The following is a 20,480-nucleotide window of genomic DNA, read 5'->3' on the forward strand; positions in this document are numbered from 1 at the left end:
AAAGATAATAATAAAAAAATAAATGATAATCTAAATTTATCTGTTATCTTTCAATTAATCATGCAATCGTTTACACAAACCTGTCTGCATGCCCCCACCATGCTCTATTTCAAAGATTTACAAGAAGCGTAAATCCGTTGGGCATAACAGCTACATCTACGTTTTTCTTTTTCTCTCCCGTTATCAGGTCGCCAAGCCTGTAGCCGGCTTCAACAGACAGCACGCCAATGGCAGCACCTGCCACCACGTCGCCCCAGTGATGGCGGTTGCGCCTCACGCGGTCTACGGCAGTAACGGTGGCCACGGTGAATCCTGCCACGCTTATCCACGGACTTACCTTGCCAAACTCCTTATGCAGTATGGCGGCCCCGCAGAAGGCTATCGACGTGTGGCCCGACGGAAACGAATGGTCGTCGGTACCGTCAGGGCGCGTAGAATGTATGGTGTGCTTCAGCGCATAGGTTACGCCGGCGTTGATGACAAACGACGTAGCCGAATTGACAAGCAGACGCTTCCACGAACTCTGGGCGTCAACCCCTGCTGCCTTGAGCACATAGGTTGATGCCAGCGGTACATACTGCAGATATTCGTCGATGCCGTCGCCATGATAGCGCTCATACTGCTGCTGTGCGTTGCAGGCCGATGACATAAAGACTGCAAAAACAATTATTATCAGTTTGCGTAGCATGGGTGCAAAGATAGTGAAAGGTGAGAGCAATACAAAATAAAACTTGCTTTATTTTTATTGCCGAACCGCATCCTATATTATTCAAAGATAGTGAAAGGTGAGAGCAATACAAAATAAAATTTACTTTATTTTTATTGCCGAACCGCATCCTATCTTATTCAAAGATTGTGAAAGGCGAGAGCAATACAAAATAAAATTTACTTTATTTTTATTGCCAAGCCGCATCCTATCTTAAGTATCAGGGTCTGCAATCCGAAACTCATACTTAAAGTATACATAGGAAGCAAGCGGATTGAAAATTAGCTTCGCTGACCGTTGGCTCCTTATACTTTATTACGGATTTTCACTATGCTCATCAACTTGCATAAATCCGTCGGAACAATAGCATTGTTGCCATATATCCGGCATAACGGATTTCCGGCATTATGAGTAAATAATTTTGTCAGGATTTTGTGATTACGTCTATTATGCTTATCTTTGTGAACAGTGATAAAGATAATGATGAAAACTGCGATTTGCCTGGCTCTTCTTACGGCAACGCTGATATCCTGCAACGACAAAAAAGACCTAACCATATTTCCGGCAGGATGCGAGCTAAAGACGGGAGACATTGTGTTTCGCCGGGGAGGAGGCATAAGCAGTCATGCGGTGATGATGGCCGACAGAAACGGACGCTACTCGCATGTGGGCATAGTGGTCGACTCGGCCGGCAAAAAGATGATTGTGCATGCCGTGCCGGACGAACCCGACTTTGAGGGAGACCCGGACAGGGTGAAGATGGAGACGCCCGAGAAATTCTTCTCACCGATAAACGCCAACGCCGGCGAGGTGAAAAGACTGAAGGGCGACACCATTATACCGCTGAAGGCAGCAGAATATGCCATGCAGACCTACCGCCGCAACACGCTCTTTGATCACGACTATGACGACAGCGACACCACGAAGATGTACTGCTGCGAACTCGTGGAGTTTGCCTACGCCAAGGCAGGACTGACGCTGGCCGGAACGGAGCGCCACGACATAAGTCTGCCGGGCATGAAAAAAATAAGGTGCATGCTGCCGTCTGACATCTGTAACAACAAGTCGCTAAAAAAGATTATTGCATTTTAAACCTATTATTAACAAACAAAAAATTTTTGAACCATGAAAAAATTAATTGGAATTATGGCTCTTATGGCAGCCTTGTTTATCATGACATCATGCGGTGGCGGCGGAAACACTCCTAAAGCCGTGGCAGAAAAGGCTGTTAAATGCTTGCAGGACAAAGACTACGACAAATTTGCCGACCTCGTTTATATGAAGGTTAAAGAGGGCGAAGACCCTGAAGCCGGAAAGAAGATGCTGTCGGGCATGATGCAGGGCAAGGCAGACAAGATGTATGAGAAAAAAGGCGGTATAAAGTCGTATGAGGCGCTGTCTGAACAAATAGACGAAAGCGGCGAGAGCGCAGTTGTTAAGATGAAGATTATGTATGGTGACGGCTCTGACAAAGAAGACGACATCAAGCTCAAGAAAGACGAACAGGGCAACTGGAAAATAGACATGGGCAAATAATAACAGAGGCTTAATCATAATAAAAGACAGGGGGCAAGATGCTGATACATCTTGCCCCCTGTCTTTTATTATCCCCTATCGGTAATTATACCGTATATGGCTTTATTATCTTGCGTATACGTCTGAAATATAACGCCCGACAAAGGTTTATCCTTGAATGTTATTCTGTGATGTCAAGCCGTTACTTCACCACAACCTTCTTGCCGTTAACGATGTAAAGGCCTTTGGCTAGTCCGCTTACAGCCTCGTCGGCCGTAGCACCTCCCGACGTATGGCGCACGAGGCGTCCGTCTATGGTGTAGACACCTGCAGAGGTGCGTCCTTCGGCTTTGTCGGCCACGATACCGCCGATGCTTGTGGCATACTTGTCGGTAACATCGTCAACCTTATACTTGCCGCCCTCAGAGGTTGAAGAAATCTCGAAGTAGCTGTCTTTGCTGACGTTGTTCACGTCAACAGTCTGAGGCGAACCGCTCGCGGTGCTGAACACGAAGCACACGCAATCGTCCGACGAGTTCATCGTGTAGGTCTGATAATACCATGTCTTGCCGCCAACGGTCTTTGTAGTTGTAACGTTGTCGCCGGGCCATGAGCCGTTCACGGGCGAATGTGTGCCGTCGCCGCCCCACGACCAGAAGTTTACGCGGCTCCATCCTACTTTGTCGGCATTGACGCATACGGTTATCTCATGTGGCTGGAATGCCGTAACGGTGTAGTGGCGTGTTATCATGCCGCTCACTGCGCCGCCTGTCAGCAGTGCAGCCTTGAGGGTTGTGGTGGCGTCGATGCTCACTGTTGCGCCGCTGCTGACCTTCGTGCCGTTAGATGCCGTTGGTTCGCTGCCGTCCGTGGTGTAGACAATCTGTGCGCCGGCATCGGTTGTGAGTGCGCTGAGAGTTACGCTCACGCCGTTGTCGTAAGAGCCGGAAGGAACATCGGCCCATACGCTGCCGGCATTGCGCGAGATATAATATGCAAAGTTCTGCCCCTTGTCAACGAGCTGATAGTCGGCCTCCTTTACGGTTGACGAAGGCCATGAGGTTGAGCCCATAATAACAACCACCGACTTGCCGTCAGTGCCGTTCACCTTGATGGCATACTGCGCAGCTGTGCGGTTCATGGTCTCAAATGTGCTCTCGTTGTTTATGCCGGCCATGTTGCGCGCATATATCATCTGCTTTATGTCCTGCTTATATTCCTTCCAGTGAGGCAGGAAGACGCACGGAGTGCCCGGCGCAGCCAGGATGAAGGCGTTGGCAGCCAGGATGTTGGCCTTCACCTCGCCGTCGTTGCCGCGGCCATAGGTGTCGTGGTTGTCAACGAAGGTTACGGCATAGCGGCGATAATACATGTCGTTGGCCAGACAGCTGCCGCCCAGCGTACTCCAGTTTGAGGACGAGTTGCAGCAGTCGCGCAGCAGATATTTCAGCGGGAAGTCGAACGCGGCCGACTGCTTTGCGCCGTTGGCTGTGGTGCCGTCTATCCAGCTCTTTATCTGCGACACGCCGTCCCAATACTCGCCTACCGAATACTGCGGGTTGGCGGCCGTGTTGTATATGCCCGTAAACTCAGGCGCATAGCCCTTCACCATGTCGTAGCGGAAGCCCGTATATCCAAGGTCGTTGAGCAGAAAGTCGAGATATGCCTTAACCATAGCCTGCACGTTGGCGCTGTTATGGTCGAGGTCGCGCGCTCCGTCGAAGTCGTCGCCCGTGTCGGTCTGTCCCGTAGGCTTAACCTCAGCCTGCGCAGCCGTCTTGCCTCCGTCGTCGTTAGAGCAGATGTCGGCAGCCCCCATCGTGTAGGTTACGCCCTTGTAGGTCTCCTCGGGGAAGCTCATCCATGTGCCTGCCATCGACGAGCGGTGGTTGATAACCACGTCGGCTATAGTGCCCAGCCCCTTGCTCTTGAAGGTGCTGATCATGGAGCGCAGCTGCTGCTCGTTGCCGAACGTGCTCGTGTAGTTGTTAAACCAGTAGAGGTCGTTGTATCCCATGGAGTTGCCCGAGCCGCAGTTGCCGCTCTGAGGTATCCATATCAGTTTGAAAAACTCAGACAGCTCGTCGGCCTGACTCTCGAGGTTGGTCCACTGTGTGTCTGAGAACGAGTCCCAATAAAAGCCTTGCAGCATCACGCCCTGCCAGCCCGACGGCCATCCCTGTGCCGAAACCGACAAAGCCATAAGTGACGATACGATTGTGGTAAATAATTTTCTCATGGTATAAAAATGTTTTTTCACGGTGTAAAATTAAAGATATTATGAACATCTTGTTTACACGCCGCCACAAATATCAGCGAAACTTCTGTGCAAACGTTTGTCTTGAGAACTGGAATGAATAATATTAAATCATTATACCATTTGACAAACGCCAAACCAGCCAACAAATTACAATTTATCAATAAGGTAACGTTTAAACCACGACGGAATATATTCAACCCCGTCAGCCATTGTCAGTTCACCGTCATTTACCGATGCCAACAACAAAGGCTTTGAACTGCTGTTGTCAAAGATATATGCTCTATCTGACAACCGAATTGCACTCAACATGAGATTAAGACTACGGTCATAGCGTTCAACTACCTTATCATCAGGTACATCATGTCCACCCAATTTTACACGCGCCTGCACACGTTCACGGTTCAAAGAAGGATTTTCGAGCGCCACAAAATACAGATAAACACGGAAGCCTTTACTCCGCGCCTTGCGGATATACTCCAACTTTGAAGGATGAGACATCACAGTCTCAAATGTAAACTTATCACAATTATCCAATAAAGCCTCACGCAGATATGCCGACAAAAACGAAGTAAAATAATCATTCACTTCACACCTGAAATGCATAATACAACCATCCACATAACATGCATTACACATATCGTCACCTCCGGCCTTAATGAAAAGTGACGATTCCAAGAAGCTTTGCTTGAAATGAGATTCATCAAAGGTTTTTAAATAATGGCTAAAGTCGAAAGTTTTTGTTGCATTGATAATTTTCTTCATTTCGTCTGCGTTCACATAAATGCCAAGACTTACACCAGCCTCACGCACTATAGACGTAATCGTTGATTTGCCAGAGCCGTTTGGCCCTGCAAAAACACGCAGCCGTTTAACATTCATAATATTCCTCACTTCAGCTTATAAGTGTTCTGAGTCACCCGATAACGAGTCTGACCAAGCTCTTCTATTACAGAAACATCGCCACGTCCGTTAACACGACAGATTTTGTTGCCACGAAGCACAGTAGCCTCTCCACCTTGTTTTAAAGTTTCGTTATAAGCCCTGCGTCCGAATCGTTTCAGTCCGGCAACAATACGCTCTTCTTCAGAACCTGCACTGAGCAATTCTGAAACAGAAGTATTACGGTATGATGTCTGATTCTTTTTCATGTTGCTTTTAATTTAGATTATCCGTTTACAAATATAACAAATTTTCGTGATAGCATCTATAATTTCCGACTAATTTTTCATCTATAAAAAAGCATAATTCATACATGTCTGCCTCACGTGCCACCGGATGTGTTACCACAAGGCATTAGGATTTTTCACTCTTCACTTTTCGTTTTTCACTTATGTCAAAGCACGTCGAGATATTTCTCCAGAGGTATGCCGCGGTTCTTGTCAGTGTTGTCCTTGTTGAGGTCTATCAGCTTATACACCACGTCCATGGCCTTGCGCGTGCTTGGTTTCAGTTCCTTTCCGCCCAGCAGATAGCCTATGAGCACGGCTGAGAATATGTCGCCTGTGCCGGGGAAATGAACGGGTATCTCGGTGTAGGGCTGTGTGAAATACTCGCCGTTGACGTGGTTGTAGCCAACAACTGACGGCTGGCCGTCTACACGTATGCTCGTTATCAGGGCCGACTTTGTGCCTAACTTCAGAAGTGAGTCGAGCAGGCGACGGGCACCTTCGGCTGTTACTCCGGCAGCGTCATATTGGCTGTCGGTGAGATAGCAGGCCTCGGTATAATTTGGAAACACAAGATGGGCCACGCTGACCATCTCGCGCATGCTCTTTATGGCCTCATCGGTAACGCCGTTATACAGCTTGCCCTCGTCGCCCATTATCGGGTCGACATACACCACCGTGCCGTTCTCTGCCTGTTCGCGACAGTAGGCTGCTATGATGCGCGCCTGAGTCTCCGACGCCATGAAGCCTGTGGCTATGGCATCGAACGAGAAGCCAAGTTCACGCCATACGGGGAACACGCCCTTGATATACTCTGTTGTCTCGAGTATGTTGAACTTTCCGTAGTCGAGCGTGTTAGACACAAGTGCCGTGGGCAAATTATATGTGGGATGTCCCATATACGACAGTATAGGGAGCATGGCTGCCGTGGCCACCTTTCCGTAGCCTGCCATATCGTTTATGAGCAATATCTGTTTCTTTTTCATAACATTCTAAGTTTCGGCTGCAAACTTACATAAAACTGACGAATTAACGCAAACAAAATTGAAAATATGGTCAGGCACAAAGCATATTTATATGACAAGCACAAAATGAAAACCGCCAAGCCCCAGCCGGCCGTCATACCGCATACTATGTTATACACAACATAAGGCAAAGACACAGGCTGAATCATAACGCCATATTTCAGTTAAAGCCCTGCCGGATATCAGTCGTTCAATGCGAAACCATCTTCAGTCCAATTATTGAGGCTATCAGTGTGGTGATAAAGAACAGGCGCAGGAATGATGCCGGCTCATGAAAGAAAATGATGCCCAGCAGCACCGTGCCAACGGCCCCGATGCCTGTCCACACAGGATAAGCCGTGCCTATGGGCAAAGTCTGCACCGCCTTGGCAAGCAGCACCATGCTCAGGACAAGACACACAAGAAAACCGACGCACCACAGATACCACTCCGTGCCGGAGGCTTCCTTCATCTTGCCAAGACAGAAGGCAAAGCCCGACTCAAAAAATCCGGCAATAACAAGAATAATCCAATTCATCTGCTTTTATTTTTTCTGCATATACAAAATCGCAAACAAAGATACGAATTTTAATCTAATACTGACATTAAACCAACAAAATTACAAGACATAACATACCTCCACCATAACACTCACCTCGTCTCCTGCAGCCCCACTCGCCTACCAAGTATTTTTCATGCCGCGCTATTTCATTTCTGCAATATAAAACAAATTCCGGGTATCTTATACATAAAAACATAAAGGCGCTAAACCGTGGTCAGGATGTTAGCATGAAAAAGTAAAAAGTCAGGACAAAACATTTTTTCAATCTAGAAAATCAACATATAACGGATGTTAAAGAGTATGCATTGCTGCAGCAAAATATTTAACATCTGTTTGCTTTTCTCATGCAAAAATGGCGCAAAAACATGGATTTTCAGAACTAAAACGGCTGTTTTTGTGATGCAAAAGGGCAACATCCGAACGGTAAACCTATCGGTTTTGAGTGAAAAGTGGCCGAGTAATATTTTTTAACCATTGCGTTTTAGTTCCGCGAAATGTATAAAACTCTATAAATCAATGCCTTAACAAAAATGTGCAAAATCAGCCATTTTTCACGCTAAACCACGAAACTGTGATGAGCATGGCGATTCTGGAGGCGTTAAACGTTCAATTTAGGAGATATTTTTTTAGGAGTTAAAGTCAGATGCATTGTAACTTAAAAACAAACGGCATATACCAACAAAGCTAATGTGCCGGCTGATTTGTAATCTGCCGGAACTGAATATAAGGATTTTTTTATCCGCTTGCTTCCTATTTTTTGATTAAATAGGTATGAGTCTCGGATCAAAGATCCTTATACTTAATGCTGTCGGATAGCATATCCGACAGAACAATAGCCTTGCTGATTCTCTACGACAATTCCATACAAAATTTTGCATCACCACAAGGCATTTGGATTTTTCACTCTTCACTTTTCGTTTTTCACTTACACATGTATAGCATATACAACAAAAAAATACCTTGTGGATTCATAACAATGACAGAATCCACAAGATATTTGTTTTAAATCTTTAAATAAGAAGATTCTAAAGTTCAACCCTGCCGTCTGACGGATACGTGAAGTTGATTTCGTGGAGCGTGTTGTGGCTGTTTATCACGAGAATATACTTGCCGGCCTTCAACGGTCCAACCTCGTAAGAGACGTCAAAGGGACAGATGCAGTTGCAGCTTGTGTCGGTCTCCTTTTCAACAACGCTTATGCGGTTGCCTGTAACGGTCAGCGTAACGTCTATTTTCTCCGAACAGCAGTTGTAAGACACATTAGCGTGGTTGATGTAGACATAACCGTCGCTCTTGCTCTTATACTCTACATACTCTGTATCAAACGGACTGCGTGTTGTTGCGGAGCCGGCCTGTGAGGGCTGTCCTTCGGTCTTACATCCAGTAGTGTAGACATTACGGACGTTTACCGTTGTCGTTCCTTCGTCGTCGCTGCTGCATGACGAAACAACGAACGCCGCACACATAGCGGCAAGACATGAACAAATTAGATTTAGCTTCATAGACTAAGGCTTTTTAGTTGAAAAACTCTTGTTGGCTGTAACCTCAATGCACCGCCTTGAGCGCTGACCTGAGGCGAAAGACGCCGACCGCAGCATGGGTCTTTACAAATACTGACGCCGGCGAGAGAATGATGTGGCCATGAAAAATGCGCCGCAAAAAATCAAATGCGCCACGCACTTTGTATTTAAACAAGGGTGCATGGCGCATAACACAAAATCTGATATTATTCTGCTAAGAATACAAATTCAGTGGTAATGTCGTTGAAGTAGACGCTGTAGGTACCAGCCGGAACTGTCATGTTGCCGCCGTTATAGTCGGCTTTGCCATAATAGTTGTCGGCAATGTTGGCACCGTTGCCCCAGCTGTCAGCCCAGTCGTGTCCTGCACGGAACTTGAGTCCGCCGTCAGACGGGATGCTGACCTTGGCATACCAGTTGTGAGGAGTAACCTGAGTGAGGTCTACGTCGCCGTTCCAGCTGTTGAAGTCGCCGATGAGCGAGATTGAGGTGTACTCCTTCGGAGCCTGGTCGCTGAGCTTAGTCCATGTATACTTCATGGTTGTCATGTCGATGGTGAAGGTGTAATACTCGGCAGAAGGAGCAGAGATAGACTGTGCGCCGGAGTTTACGATGTTGCCGGCAGGAGAATTGTCGCCATCAACTGCACATCCGTAAGCCTTGTCCCAGTTGCCGAAGTCGGCACCTGCCCAGAACTTCAGGTCGTAAGCACCCTTCCATTTTGTAGTGTAGCTCATCACGGTGCTTGTCTGCGGATAGAACAGACATGTCATGCCTGTAGCCGGGTCGTTGTTCCATCCCTGCAGGTCGCCCACCATGTAATACTCGCCGGCCATCTCTTCGATGGTGTAAGTATAGTCCATCATGTTGACGGTGAGCTTATAGAAGCCCTGCTTCTCTATCTTACCGGCCTTTGGAGCTGTGGTTACGAGCGAGCCTGTGAGACTCGGGTCGCCGTCAACGGCAACACCCACAACACCGTCTGTTCCCTCATGCCACAAGTCGCCAGAGTCGATGTTGCCCTGCGGAACAATCTTCCAGTAGCAGTCGGCCTTAGGTGTTGTGAACACTACAGAGAACACAGGATCCTCATATACATCGGCACCTGAATGTGAGAACTTGATAGCTGCATCGGCAGCCCATCCGCACATATCGCCAACAAGATAATAAGCGTCGGCAATGTAAGGAGCCTTAGGCGTAACTGAAATCTGAATCTTGCCGGCATCAACCAGGAACGACTGGCCGCCGATGACGATATCAGAATAAACCTGAGCATCGAACACGCGGGCTGCCGGACGACGTCCGTAGAACTCAACCACGGCGTCCTGAAGCGCAGTGCTGTCGAGCATGCCGTCGGCGGTTGCCTCAAGAGTTTTCTTTGTTGCAGAAGAGCCGTCAGCCGGCAACAGTTCTACACGTGTATGCTCTATCGTGGCACCCTCTGGCAGGGTTGCAGCCGAAAGCGTAAACGCCTTGACGCTCGTGCCGGGGTTAGCCAGGTCGATAGGGTCGGCAGCCGTTGCCGTATAGCCCGGCAACGTAACTGCTTCTTCCTGCGGATTGCTCTGCGGGTCGGCCCAGTCGTCATAATCGCCGTTACATGAAACGAACGTCATGGCTGAAAGCAACAGACCGCCCAAAAATAATATCTTTTTCATAATGATATTTCTGTTAAATGGTTTAGATTATTGGTTATTTTACTTCTCCTCTGTCGTAGTCGAAGTCTACATAGAGTTTCTGACCCTTCTCGCAGGTAACAGAATAGTCGCTGCCCACGTTCTGAGCCCAGTTGTCAGGAATGTCGCAGTCGCGCCAGTAGAGGTCGCCCTTATAGAGAGTGAACTCTGTGCGCCACCAGTCGAGACCCGGCACCTTGATGCTTGCGCGGAGCTCGCCGCCGGCAAGGAAGGCAGGAGATACCCACTGAGCAGAAGCATCGGCAGGAGCTGTAAGCTGAGTTGCAGCGTCATGTCCCCATGTAACCTGAGACATAACAGTACCGATGACATAAGCCTCGCCCGGATAAACAGTGAGGGCAGACTTAATCTGGTTGTTCTCAACCGAAACGTTCATAAACAGAACATACCATCCGCCGTTGGCCACCTGTATGCCGCCGTCAGCACCCTGAGACAAGCCTGCGCCGGCCTGGTCGTCAAACGAGTTGGTCAGTGCATAGCCCTTGTCCGGTGTGTCTGTGTCGCCCCACATGAATGTTGAGCCTGCAGCAAGATAAGCCATGCCGTAGAACTGGCCCTCGAATCCGTAGACAGCAGCAAGAGGCTTAGCCTCAGAACCGTTGCGGATAGAAGAACCTGCGATATATACAGTCTTAGGCATTGTTGCAACATAAGATACAACAACCTTTGGCAGAGTGATTACGTTAGAGTTGCACCAGCCCTTGTCGCTGTTGGCGATGTGGGCACGCAGACGCACGTAAACAGGCATAACTATGCCGGATGGGTCGGCGCCGTTGTTCTTCTCCTGATACATTCTTACAATGGCATTGTTCATTTCGGTAGCATTTACGTTTATGTTGGCCTGATTGTATGTGGTCTCAAGAGTTGTGTAAGTGGCAGCCTCCACCTTGGCTGCATCGCCAGAAGCGAAGTCTGGGTCGATAGAAACCTGCACCTGATAGGTGGTTACAACAGGGAAGCCATAGTCGGGCTGCGATGTCGTAAGGTTGACATATGTAGAGTTAGCCAAGTCGTATACATTGTCGTTGGCATGAGCCGGCACGTTAAGCACAAACGATTCGGGCTGATTTAATATAGGGTTGCTCTCGTCGTCGGTCTCACATGAAGCCATGAAAGGCAGCACGCCCAACACCAGTGCCGGAACGAACAGTTTCTTTATTATATTTTTCATAATCATTTTCATTTTAAAACTTTATTGCAAACTGATTGCCATGTTATCAATAACCGGGGTTCTGTGTAAGGTTGCTGTTGTTGAGCACGTCGGTTGCCGGTATAGGATAAACATTATAGTGAGAGTCAACGGTTGTTCCGTTAGCGGCTCCGCCCTTCCAGTCCCATAGATATTTGCCTGTCGTGAAGCAGCCAAAGCGTACGAGGTCGCTGCGGCGACGGCCTTCGAGATAGAACTCGCGGCACCACTCGTCGAGGATGTCCATGTCAGATGTGATAGAGCTTATCTGCTTTGCGTTGGCACGCTTGCGCAGCTCGTTGATGTCAGAAACAGCCTTCTCGGGCTGGCCTTTGCGATAATAAGCCTCTGCACGTGTAAGATAAACCTCTGCATAACGGAACAGCGGAATGTCTATGTCGGGATATTCGGTGTCGTGTGTGGGCTGGCCGTCTGTACGGAAGTTGTTCCACTTAACGATAGAAAGTCCGTCGTTGAAGCTTGATATAGCATCTGTCTGCAGCTTGCGTACACCACCGCCACGGCCACCGTAGAACAAAGCGCGGTCGTCGCCTGCCTTAGCCACAATCTGAGCTGTTGACGAACCGTCCTGCTGGTCGAGAGCCTTGATTTCGGCCTCTGTAGCTCCGGCAGGAGCCGGCTCTGTAGAAATCGGGCAGTCAGACAGTGTGGGGAAGAACTTCTTTACCATTGCTGCACGTGCGAAGATACAGCTCCAGCCGTTAGTTGTTCCCATGTCGGGCATTCCGGCAATACGTGTCGCGCTGACGAGCATGAATGAGCCGCTGTAGCTGCGGGTCTTCTGTCCGTCCTGACGGATAGGCAGGATAATCTCCTTCATAGCCTGCGGGTTCTCGTCGTTGTCGGCCATGAACAGCTGTGCATATCCAGAATAGCCGTTCTTGGCTGTCTTTGAAAGTTCGTAGGCTCCGCTGCCAATAAGCAGGTCGCAATAGCTGATAGCCTTGTCATAATCCTTAATCTCGCCCTTGGTGTAGATCTCAGAGTTGAGTGCCAGACGTGCATGCAGCATATAGGCAGCACCGCGGTCAGCACGGCCAAAGTTCTCAGAGTTGCAGTAAGCACCAACCTCGGCCATCTGCGGCTCAATCTCTGTCAGCTCCTGGTCGATCCATGTGTAAAGGTCCTTGCCGCTCTTCTCAACAGGAAGGTCGCTGATGTTGAAGTCGAGCTTGAAAGGTGACTTGCCGAACAGGTCGAGCATGTACCAATAATGGAGAGCGCGCAGGAAGCGTACCTCGGCACGGTTGAGCTTGTTGGCCTCGTCGTCTGGCACCTGGCTCAGGTAGCTGTTGAACAGAGTGATGTCGTAGGTAAGGCGTGTGTAAACCCACTGAGTACGGATACTGCTTGAGTTCCATGCAATGTTGGTAAGCTGCGGAATGTCAGTATCTGTCTGCCAAGCCCATACACACTCGTCAGAGGGAAGCTCCATGCAGTTGAACGTTGTACGGTAGAAACCCGACTCACCCTCGTCGTCGCTCAAGTCGCCATTGCCGGCTACACCTTTCTGACCGGTAAGTCCGAGAGTGGCATAGCATTTAGCCAGCAAAGCCGTAGGATCAGCAGACGGCTTGGTCTGCGGGTCGATTGAGCTTATGTTAAGGTCGTTGGCACAACCGGTCAATCCGGCTGCAAGCACAGCGACTGCCAATGTTCTAAAAAATATCTTTTTCATTGTTATGTCCTTTATTTATTACTTTTATATAAATGCACAACCATTAGAAATTAAGGTTAAGACCGATCTGAACGCTGAATGGACGTGGGTAAGGATTTCTGTCGATACCGCCTGCAACTTCAGGGTCGAGTCCCTTATATTTTGTAATGATGAACGGATTCTGCACAGTTGCGAAAATACGTCCTGAGAAGTAATCCTGTCCTGCATACTTGAGCAGAGCCGGGAACGAATAGCCAAGCGTGATGTTGGTACACTTCAGGTATGATGCGTTGCGTACGAAATAGTCGCTGAGATAATACTCAGTACCGTTTGTTCCGCTGAAGCCGAGGTCAACGGCTGCCTGTGTAGTGTTTGTGAATGCGCTGTTAGAGTAGAGTCCTGATGCGCTTACGGCTGCCCTGTTAGACAGGAAGTCATAGTAAACATAGTTGCCGAGAGATGCGCGGAATGCTGTGCTCAGGTCCCAGTTCTTGTATGTGAACTTCATTGTAAGACCCATGAACACGTCAGCTGCCGGGCTCTTGTAGAAGTAACGGTCATCGTTGTTGATGATGCCGTTGCCGTCGCGGTCAACATATACGCCTTCGAGCGGTTTGCCGTTCTCGTCGTAAACCTGCTGGTAAACCCAGAATGAGTTGGCCGGCTGGCCTACTGTGTGTGCCTGAACGTGAGTGCTGTTACCGCGTGAGATGGTTGAACCAGACTCAACATAATAGTCTTCGTCACCGCCGATAAGCTCTGTAATCTCGTTGTGGTTCCATGCAACGTTGTACTGAACGTCCCATACAAAGTCCTTAGTAACGATAGGCTTGGCTCCTACTGTGAATTCAACACCGTAGTTCTCAAGTGAACCAATGTTCTGTGCCATACGCTGACCGAAGTTCATAAGTGTAGGAAGAGTAACCTCCTGGATAAGGTCTGTTGTCTCACGATAGTAAGCATCGATGTTTGCAGTGATGCGGTTGTTCAGGAATGCGAAGTCAAGACCTGCGTTCCATGTTGTTGTTGTCTCCCATGTCAGGTCGGGGTTGTATTTGTTCGGACGCATTGTGTAATAGTATGTGTCGCCGAAAGGATACTGAGCATAAGAGTTGCTGTTTACATAGAGCGGAGTGTAGAGGAAGTCGTAACCGATGTCCTGCTGACCTGTCTGACCCCATCCGAGACGGAGCTTGAACTCGTTCCACCACTTGATATTCTTCATGAACTTCTCGTCATTGATCTTCCATGCAAGAGCTACAGAGGGGAAGTAGCCCCACTTGTGTCCGTCGGCAAAACGTGAAGAACCGTCGGCACGGATTGTGGCTGTAAGCATATAGCGGTCGAGCAATGTATAGTTGAGACGTCCGAAGTAAGACACAAGAGAGTTGTGTGTGGCCCACTCTGTCTCGTTTCTCAGAGCCGGGTTGTTGGCCTCGCCTGTATATGGGTCTGTACCCTGTCCGATGTTGTATCCGCTGCGGTGATAGTGTGACTCCTCGGCACCGGCCATCACGTCGATGTAGTGAGCGCCGAAGGTGTGTGTATACTGTGCATAGGCATTAGCCGTGATGCTGTATTTCCAATAGTAAGTACGGCCGTCCCAGCCATAATAGTTGTTGCTGTAACCGTAAGGAGAGTTTATGTCGCTCTGACGGCTTGCAGTATATTGTCCACCATAGCTTGCATGCAGGCGCAGGTCCTCAAATCCGTGAATCTTGTAGTCAACCTCAACGTTTGCCGTGAAGTCGTTAGAGTGAGCATAGCACTCGTTCTGCTCAAGATATGCAACAGGGTTCTGAGGAGCGTTAGGATTCTTGGTGTAAGCCCAAGAAGGATCGCTGAAGTTTGCCGAAACGATGTTCTGCCAGTAGCCGCCCAGCCACTTGTAAGGCTCGCTGTCGTCCATTACAGGGCGTGTCGGGTCCATTGAAAGCGCACCGCCAATGGCTGCGCCGCTGTCAACATAGCGGTCTTTCTCGGCCATGTACTTGGCAGTGATGTTGAAGTTAAGGTGATCGTCAAGGAATGACGGCGCAAGGTTAACAGAAGCGTTGAAACGGTTCATGAAAGAGTTCTTGATGATACCCTGGTCGCTCTGATAGCCGATAGACACGCGGTAAGGCATGTTCTTGAGTCCGCCGGTCATTGACAAGTTGTGGGATGTGCTCACTGCAGTGCGGAATATCTCGTCCTGCCAGTCGGTGTTTGCATTGCCGAGCATGGCAACGCCGCTCTCGCCGATAACCTTTCCTACGAGTGTGCGGTATTCGTCGCCGTTGAGCACTTCATAGCGTTTCTGAGTTGTTGAAACGGTTACGTCGCCGTTGTAAGAGAATTTAGGACCAGAGCCCTTCTTTCCTTTCTTTGTGGTGATGATGATGACACCGTTAGACGCGCGCGAACCATAGATGGCTGTAGCTGAAGCATCCTTAAGGATGTTGAAAGTCTCGATATCGTTAGGGTTGATCATAGCCAGCACGTTGCTCATACCTGTAGCGGTGTTGTTGTCGATGGTAAGACCGTCGATAACGAGCAGCGGGTCGTTGCTTGCATTAAGAGACGAACCTCCGCGGATGCGGATCTGAGATCCTGAACCCGGGGCACCGCCACTGGTGATAACATCCACACCGGCAACCTTACCGACAAGCATGTCGGCAGCGTTGTTGGTGATACCTTTACTCATATCATCAGGCTTCATAGCAGAAACAGAACCGGTGAGGTCGCCCTTCTTGACAGTTCCGTAACCGATAACGACAACGTCCTCAAGCAACTGTGAGTCGTCCTGAAGGGCTATCTTCATATTCTGCGATGCTGCCGTCTCCACCGTCTTGTATCCGATGTATGAAACCGACAGCATGCTGCCCGGCTCAGCCTTGATACTGAAGTTTCCGTCAATATCAGTTATCACACCGCCGCCCTGACCTGCAACACGGACAGTAGCTCCGATGATCGGCTCTCCGGAAGCATCTGTAACTTGCCCGGTAATAGTACTTTGGGCAAATGCTCCCACTGATAGGAACAGACCAAACAAGATGGCCAGAATCCTAATAGAGGTTTTCATTTTTACCTGCTTCATCTTCTTGTGGTTTTAAAGTTAACATTAATGATTTATTAATTAAATTGTTTATATTTGCAGTAGTTCAAAAAATAGAGCTTTAAGGTCATTTTTTCTAGCTGCAAAAATACGTTTAGATATGATAAAATTATCTTTTTTTTAGCTAAAAAATACGTTTTGCTCTGTGCAAACGTTTACACAAATAAAACGATATAATAATAATAATGTGAAAGACAAGATAATTGTGTTTTGACTACTTTTGCTTTGTAAAATAAAATCCGATGCCAGAAAAGAACACACCCATAACGATGAAAGACATTGCCAGAGAACTTAAGGTTTCTGTGGCAACGGTTTCGAGGGCACTGAAAAACAGCCCGAGAATCAGCGCAAAAAGGCGCGACGAGATAAGACGATATGCCGAGGAACACAACTTCAGCCCCAACATAATCGCCGAGTCGCTGCGCAACAGACGGGTTATAAAAGTCATTGGAGTGATTGTACCGCAATTCACCCACTTCTATTTCTCGTCAGTTTTGAGCGGTATCGAAGAGGAGGCCGACAAATACGGCTACCGCATACTCGTGGCGCAGAGCCTTGAGCAGTATGACAGAGAGGTGGAAGTGTGCCGCTCGTTCTATGAAAACAAGGTGTGCGGCATACTTGTGTCGCAGGCTATCAACACATCAAAGTACGACCACTTTACCGACCTGATAAACAAGAACGTGCCGCTTGTGTTCTTCGACCGCATCTGCACGGGCATGAACACGTGCCGCGTGGTGGTGGACGACTACATGGGAGCGTTCTCGGCCGTGGAATATCTCATCAAGACCGGATGCAGGCATATAGCCTACTACGGCTCGAGCATGAACCTCGAGATATCGAAGAACAGATACAACGGATGGCACGATGCGCTGCGCAAGCACGGCATAGACCCCGACAGCTGCGTGAAAAGATTCTGCGACAACCGAGAACATGCCGAAAGGATTACGCCCGAGGTGCTCAACATGGAGGACAGGCCCGACGCCTTCTTCGCCGTCAACGACGACACGGCCATCGGCATAATGTACACGGCAAAGCACATGGGACTGCGCATCCCTGAGGACATCTCGGTGTGCGGATTCACCAACGGACAGCGTGCCATTGCCTGCGACCCTATGCTCACCACGGTCGAACAGAACGGAAAAGAGGTGGGCAGACAAGCTGCATCTATTCTGATAGGCAAGGCCGAGGGCAGAATACCGCTCGACAAGATTGAGAAAAGAGTGGTAAGAACAAGACTCGTGGTGCGCGGGTCGACAAAATAACAGCTGAATACACTGACGACTGCGGCACATTAGCCGCGGCAACAGCAAGCATATAATAACATAAATAAAAATAAACGCCTTAAACTATGAGTTCTAACTTGAAGAAGAAACCCGACCTGAGTTTCGCAACGCTCTGGAATCTGAGCTTCGGCTTCTTCGGCGTGCAGATTGCCTACGCACTGCAGAGCGCCAACATCAGCCGAATTTTCGCAACGCTGGGGGCCGACCCTCACAATCTTAGCTACTTTTGGATATTGCCTCCGCTTATGGGCATCATCGTGCAGCCTATAGTGGGCACGCTGAGCGACAAGACGTGGTGCCGCTTCGGCCGACGCATACCTTATCTGTTTGTCGGCGCACTGGTGGCCGTACTCGTCATGTGCCTGCTGCCCAACGCCGGCTCTCTCGGCATGGCTGTCAGCACGGCCATGGTGTTCGGTCTTATATCGCTGATGTTTCTCGACACGAGCATCAACATGGCCATGCAGCCGTTCAAGATGCTCGTGGGCGACATGGTGAACGAGAAGCAGAAAGCCCTGGCCTACTCTATACAGAGCTTTCTGTGCAACGCCGGCTCGCTGGTGGGCTATGTGTTCCCGTTCCTGTTCACGTTCCTCGGCATAAGCAACGTGGCTGCAAAGGGCGTAGTGCCCGACTCGGTGATCTATTCATTCTACATCGGAGCCGCCATCCTCATCCTGTGCGTCATCTACACATCGGCAAAGGTGAAGGAGATGCCGCCGAAGGAGTATGCTGAATATCACGGACTAGACAAGCCGCTTAACGAAGAGAAGGTGAACGTCGTGAAACTGCTGCGCAACGCGCCGAAGGCTTTCTGGACCGTAGGTCTGGTGCAGTTTTTCAGCTGGGCTGCGTTCCTGTATATGTGGAACTACACCAACGGTGCCATAGCCGAAACATGCTGGCAGACCACCGACCCTACATCGGCAGGATTTCAGGAGGCCGGCAACTGGGTCGGCATTCTGTTTGCGGTGCAGGCAATAGGCAGTGTGGTATGGGCTATGGCTCTGCCGCGCTTCTCTAACCGCAAGATGGCCTACGCCCTCAGCCTCGTGCTAGGCGGCATAGGCTTCCTGATGATTCCTTACATCAGCGACCAGTATGTTCTCTTTATTCCTTATCTTCTGATAGGATGTGCCTGGGCTGCAATGCTGGCCATGCCGTTCACCATCGTCACCAACGCGCTCAACGGCAGCCACATGGGTGCCTATCTCGGTCTGTTCAACGGCACGATATGCATCCCGCAGATCATAGCGGCAGCACTCGGCGGCGTGGTCCTCACGCTTGTAGGCAGCGCACAGAGCCACATGATGATTGTGGCCGGTGTGTTCCTCATCATCGGTGCGGCATGTGTCGGAATAATTAAGGAGACTATAGGCGAAAGCGAATAACAAGGACATGCTGCGCCACGGCGCCGGCATGAGCCAAATAATCAGTCCGCGAATACTGCACATGGGGCATACATAAATCGTAAACAGCATTATTCGCAGGCATAAACAAAGCATTTCGCGATTTTGCACTAATCGCAGACAAAATCACCTTTTAGGAGTGATTATTCAAGATTTTGCCGGAGCCGACCTGCTGTTACACTGCATAAAAAGCATGTAGCAAGCAGACCTGCTCCGGCAAATTTTATATAATATCCCGAGGTTAAACTAAAGTCTGTCATCAGTATCAGGCAGGAATGCTCTCACGGCAATGCCGAACGCAGACACAACAGCCTGCATATGCCATGCCGACAAAGCCGGCGCGGCAGGGCTGTAACAGATAAAAGAATAAAGATGTTGCAGGGCTACGGCACATCAAAGGGCATCATCGTGCATCTGCCTGCCCTCGCTGTAACCCTCGTCGTAACCTTCCTCATAGCCATCTTCATAACATTCCTGAAACTTGCCTGAGTAGTCTGAAGCGTTTTCGCTGTAGTGAGTTTCGTATTTCTCGCCCACTTCGCCGTCTTCCATGCCGTCGTTATATCCGGCCTCCATTCCTTCGCGGCGTGCAGTTTCCTGCGGCGTCTCCTCTGTACGGGGCAATTGTCTTGTAGTTACGGCAGGCTTGTCTGCGGCTGCATTATGGCGCAGCTGCCCGGTGTCGCGCATGATTATCGACGACGGCTGCTGCTGATGCACACTGTCGCCACATCGGTCGAGCGCAAAGACAGACACCAAGACCACAACAACGGCTATAATCGCAATGGTTTCGCCAGTTTCTCCATACCACGGCTTGCGGCGTTTACCATTGCGCCCACGCGTTTCTTCGTCGGCATTATTATTTTTCATAGAACTGCATTTTAAGGTTTTGTCGGTGGCAAAAATAGTTATTTTCAGCAATATACGCAACCACTTAATATTAAAACATAGTTAAATGAGAAAACTTAACATATCCCGTATATGCATCATGGGATATAATCGGCAACGATAATCAGCAACCTTCAAAACGTAAATTTTAGTTAAACCGCCATCTTTTATATTAACACTTTTATGCCTACTTTTTCATTCCGGAGTCAAAACATCGGTTCAGGATACGAAAAAGTAGGTATAAATATCGTTTACACATAAGCACCTGTATATCAGCAATTTACAATAACAAAGCCGTAAATAAGAGTCGTCTAGAACCTGAATTTGCGCCTGAAATCATGCAAAAAGCCACGTTTCAGAGCGCAAAAGGGTACGTTTTACATCACAACTTAATGCCTTTTAGAAGCTAAAATAGTGCTTTTAATAGTGCGAATAGTATATGTAATCACAGCAACTATACTTATTCTCACATTTCAACAGGCAAAATTCATAAACAGAAAGCG

The 20,480-nt window shown here is 48.8% G+C and carries 16 protein-coding genes; 4 read left to right on the forward strand and 12 right to left on the reverse strand.

Annotated elements, in window-relative coordinates:
• Positions 1–109 precede the first annotated feature (109 nt).
• The gene (locus ACU52_RS11935; protein ID WP_239684922.1) at positions 110–649 is read right to left on the reverse strand and encodes a phosphatase PAP2 family protein; all 540 of its coding nucleotides are present in this window, start codon (positions 647–649) and stop codon (positions 110–112) included.
• A 537-nt stretch (positions 650–1,186) separates the two neighbouring features.
• Between ACU52_RS11935 and ACU52_RS11940 the strand changes: the two genes are divergently transcribed.
• Together ACU52_RS11940 and ACU52_RS11945 are read left to right on the forward strand one after the other, a co-directional pair.
• A complete protein-coding gene (locus ACU52_RS11940) occupies positions 1,187–1,798 on the forward strand; it encodes a YiiX/YebB-like N1pC/P60 family cysteine hydrolase (RefSeq protein ID WP_125104909.1) in 612 nt (203 codons plus the stop codon).
• A gap of 33 nt (positions 1,799–1,831) precedes the next feature.
• Entirely contained in the window at positions 1,832–2,242 is a 411-nt protein-coding gene (locus tag ACU52_RS11945) for a DUF4878 domain-containing protein (protein WP_082335276.1), read from the forward strand.
• A 181-nt stretch (positions 2,243–2,423) separates the two neighbouring features.
• Here ACU52_RS11945 and ACU52_RS11950 read toward each other — a convergent pair whose 3' ends face one another.
• The 10 genes from ACU52_RS11950 to ACU52_RS11995 all read right to left on the reverse strand — a co-directional run bounded on the left by ACU52_RS11950 (position 2,424) and on the right by ACU52_RS11995 (position 16,376).
• The gene (locus ACU52_RS11950; RefSeq protein ID WP_053398951.1) at positions 2,424–4,460 is read right to left on the reverse strand and encodes a chitobiase/beta-hexosaminidase C-terminal domain-containing protein; all 2,037 of its coding nucleotides are present in this window, start codon (positions 4,458–4,460) and stop codon (positions 2,424–2,426) included.
• 168 nt (positions 4,461–4,628) lie between these two features.
• Positions 4,629–5,360, reverse strand: coding sequence for an ATPase (locus ACU52_RS11955; protein ID WP_053398952.1), 732 nt, complete (start codon positions 5,358–5,360; stop codon positions 4,629–4,631).
• An 8-nt stretch (positions 5,361–5,368) separates the two neighbouring features.
• Positions 5,369–5,629 carry a hypothetical protein gene (locus tag ACU52_RS11960; protein WP_053398953.1) on the reverse strand — a complete coding sequence of 87 codons (261 nt, stop codon included), beginning with the start codon at positions 5,627–5,629 and terminating at the stop codon, positions 5,369–5,371.
• 185 nt (positions 5,630–5,814) lie between these two features.
• Positions 5,815–6,633, reverse strand: a complete 819-nt coding sequence (locus tag ACU52_RS11965; RefSeq protein WP_021853378.1) for a pyridoxamine kinase — start codon at positions 6,631–6,633, stop codon at positions 5,815–5,817.
• Positions 6,634–6,862: 229 nt separating this feature from the next.
• Positions 6,863–7,189, reverse strand: coding sequence for a DMT family transporter (locus ACU52_RS11970; RefSeq protein ID WP_021853377.1), 327 nt, complete (start codon positions 7,187–7,189; stop codon positions 6,863–6,865).
• A gap of 1,049 nt (positions 7,190–8,238) precedes the next feature.
• Positions 8,239–8,715, reverse strand: a complete 477-nt coding sequence (locus tag ACU52_RS11975; protein WP_147630868.1) for a hypothetical protein — start codon at positions 8,713–8,715, stop codon at positions 8,239–8,241.
• A 224-nt stretch (positions 8,716–8,939) separates the two neighbouring features.
• Positions 8,940–10,391 (reverse strand): Outer membrane protein SusF domain-containing protein, encoded by a 1,452-nt coding sequence (locus tag ACU52_RS11980; protein ID WP_082335277.1) that lies wholly within the window; start codon positions 10,389–10,391, stop codon positions 8,940–8,942.
• Positions 10,392–10,425: 34 nt separating this feature from the next.
• A complete protein-coding gene (locus tag ACU52_RS11985; RefSeq protein WP_162207775.1) occupies positions 10,426–11,601 on the reverse strand; it encodes a SusF/SusE family carbohydrate-binding protein in 1,176 nt (391 codons plus the stop codon).
• Between the two features lie 46 nt (positions 11,602–11,647).
• Complete coding sequence (susD, locus tag ACU52_RS11990; protein ID WP_021854381.1) at positions 11,648–13,318, reverse strand: starch-binding outer membrane lipoprotein SusD; 1,671 nt, start codon at positions 13,316–13,318, stop codon at positions 11,648–11,650.
• A gap of 43 nt (positions 13,319–13,361) precedes the next feature.
• Entirely contained in the window at positions 13,362–16,376 is a 3,015-nt protein-coding gene (locus ACU52_RS11995) for a SusC/RagA family TonB-linked outer membrane protein (RefSeq protein ID WP_053398957.1), read from the reverse strand.
• Between the two features lie 260 nt (positions 16,377–16,636).
• Between ACU52_RS11995 and ACU52_RS12000 the strand changes: the two genes are divergently transcribed.
• Both ACU52_RS12000 and ACU52_RS12005 read left to right on the forward strand, forming a co-directional pair.
• Complete coding sequence (locus tag ACU52_RS12000) at positions 16,637–17,659, forward strand: LacI family DNA-binding transcriptional regulator (RefSeq protein WP_053398958.1); 1,023 nt, start codon at positions 16,637–16,639, stop codon at positions 17,657–17,659.
• A gap of 98 nt (positions 17,660–17,757) precedes the next feature.
• On the forward strand, positions 17,758–19,071 hold the full coding sequence (locus ACU52_RS12005) for an MFS transporter (protein ID WP_053398970.1): 1,314 nt from the start codon (positions 17,758–17,760) through the stop codon (positions 19,069–19,071).
• Between the two features lie 411 nt (positions 19,072–19,482).
• Here ACU52_RS12005 and ACU52_RS12010 read toward each other — a convergent pair whose 3' ends face one another.
• The gene (locus tag ACU52_RS12010; protein ID WP_053398959.1) at positions 19,483–19,959 is read right to left on the reverse strand and encodes a hypothetical protein; all 477 of its coding nucleotides are present in this window, start codon (positions 19,957–19,959) and stop codon (positions 19,483–19,485) included.
• Between the last annotated feature and the right edge of the window lie 521 nt (positions 19,960–20,480).

Origin of the sequence: Xylanibacter rarus (assembly GCF_001275135.1) — a bacterium.
In the GTDB taxonomy this organism is placed as follows: Bacteria; Bacteroidota; Bacteroidia; order Bacteroidales; family Bacteroidaceae; genus Prevotella; species Prevotella rara.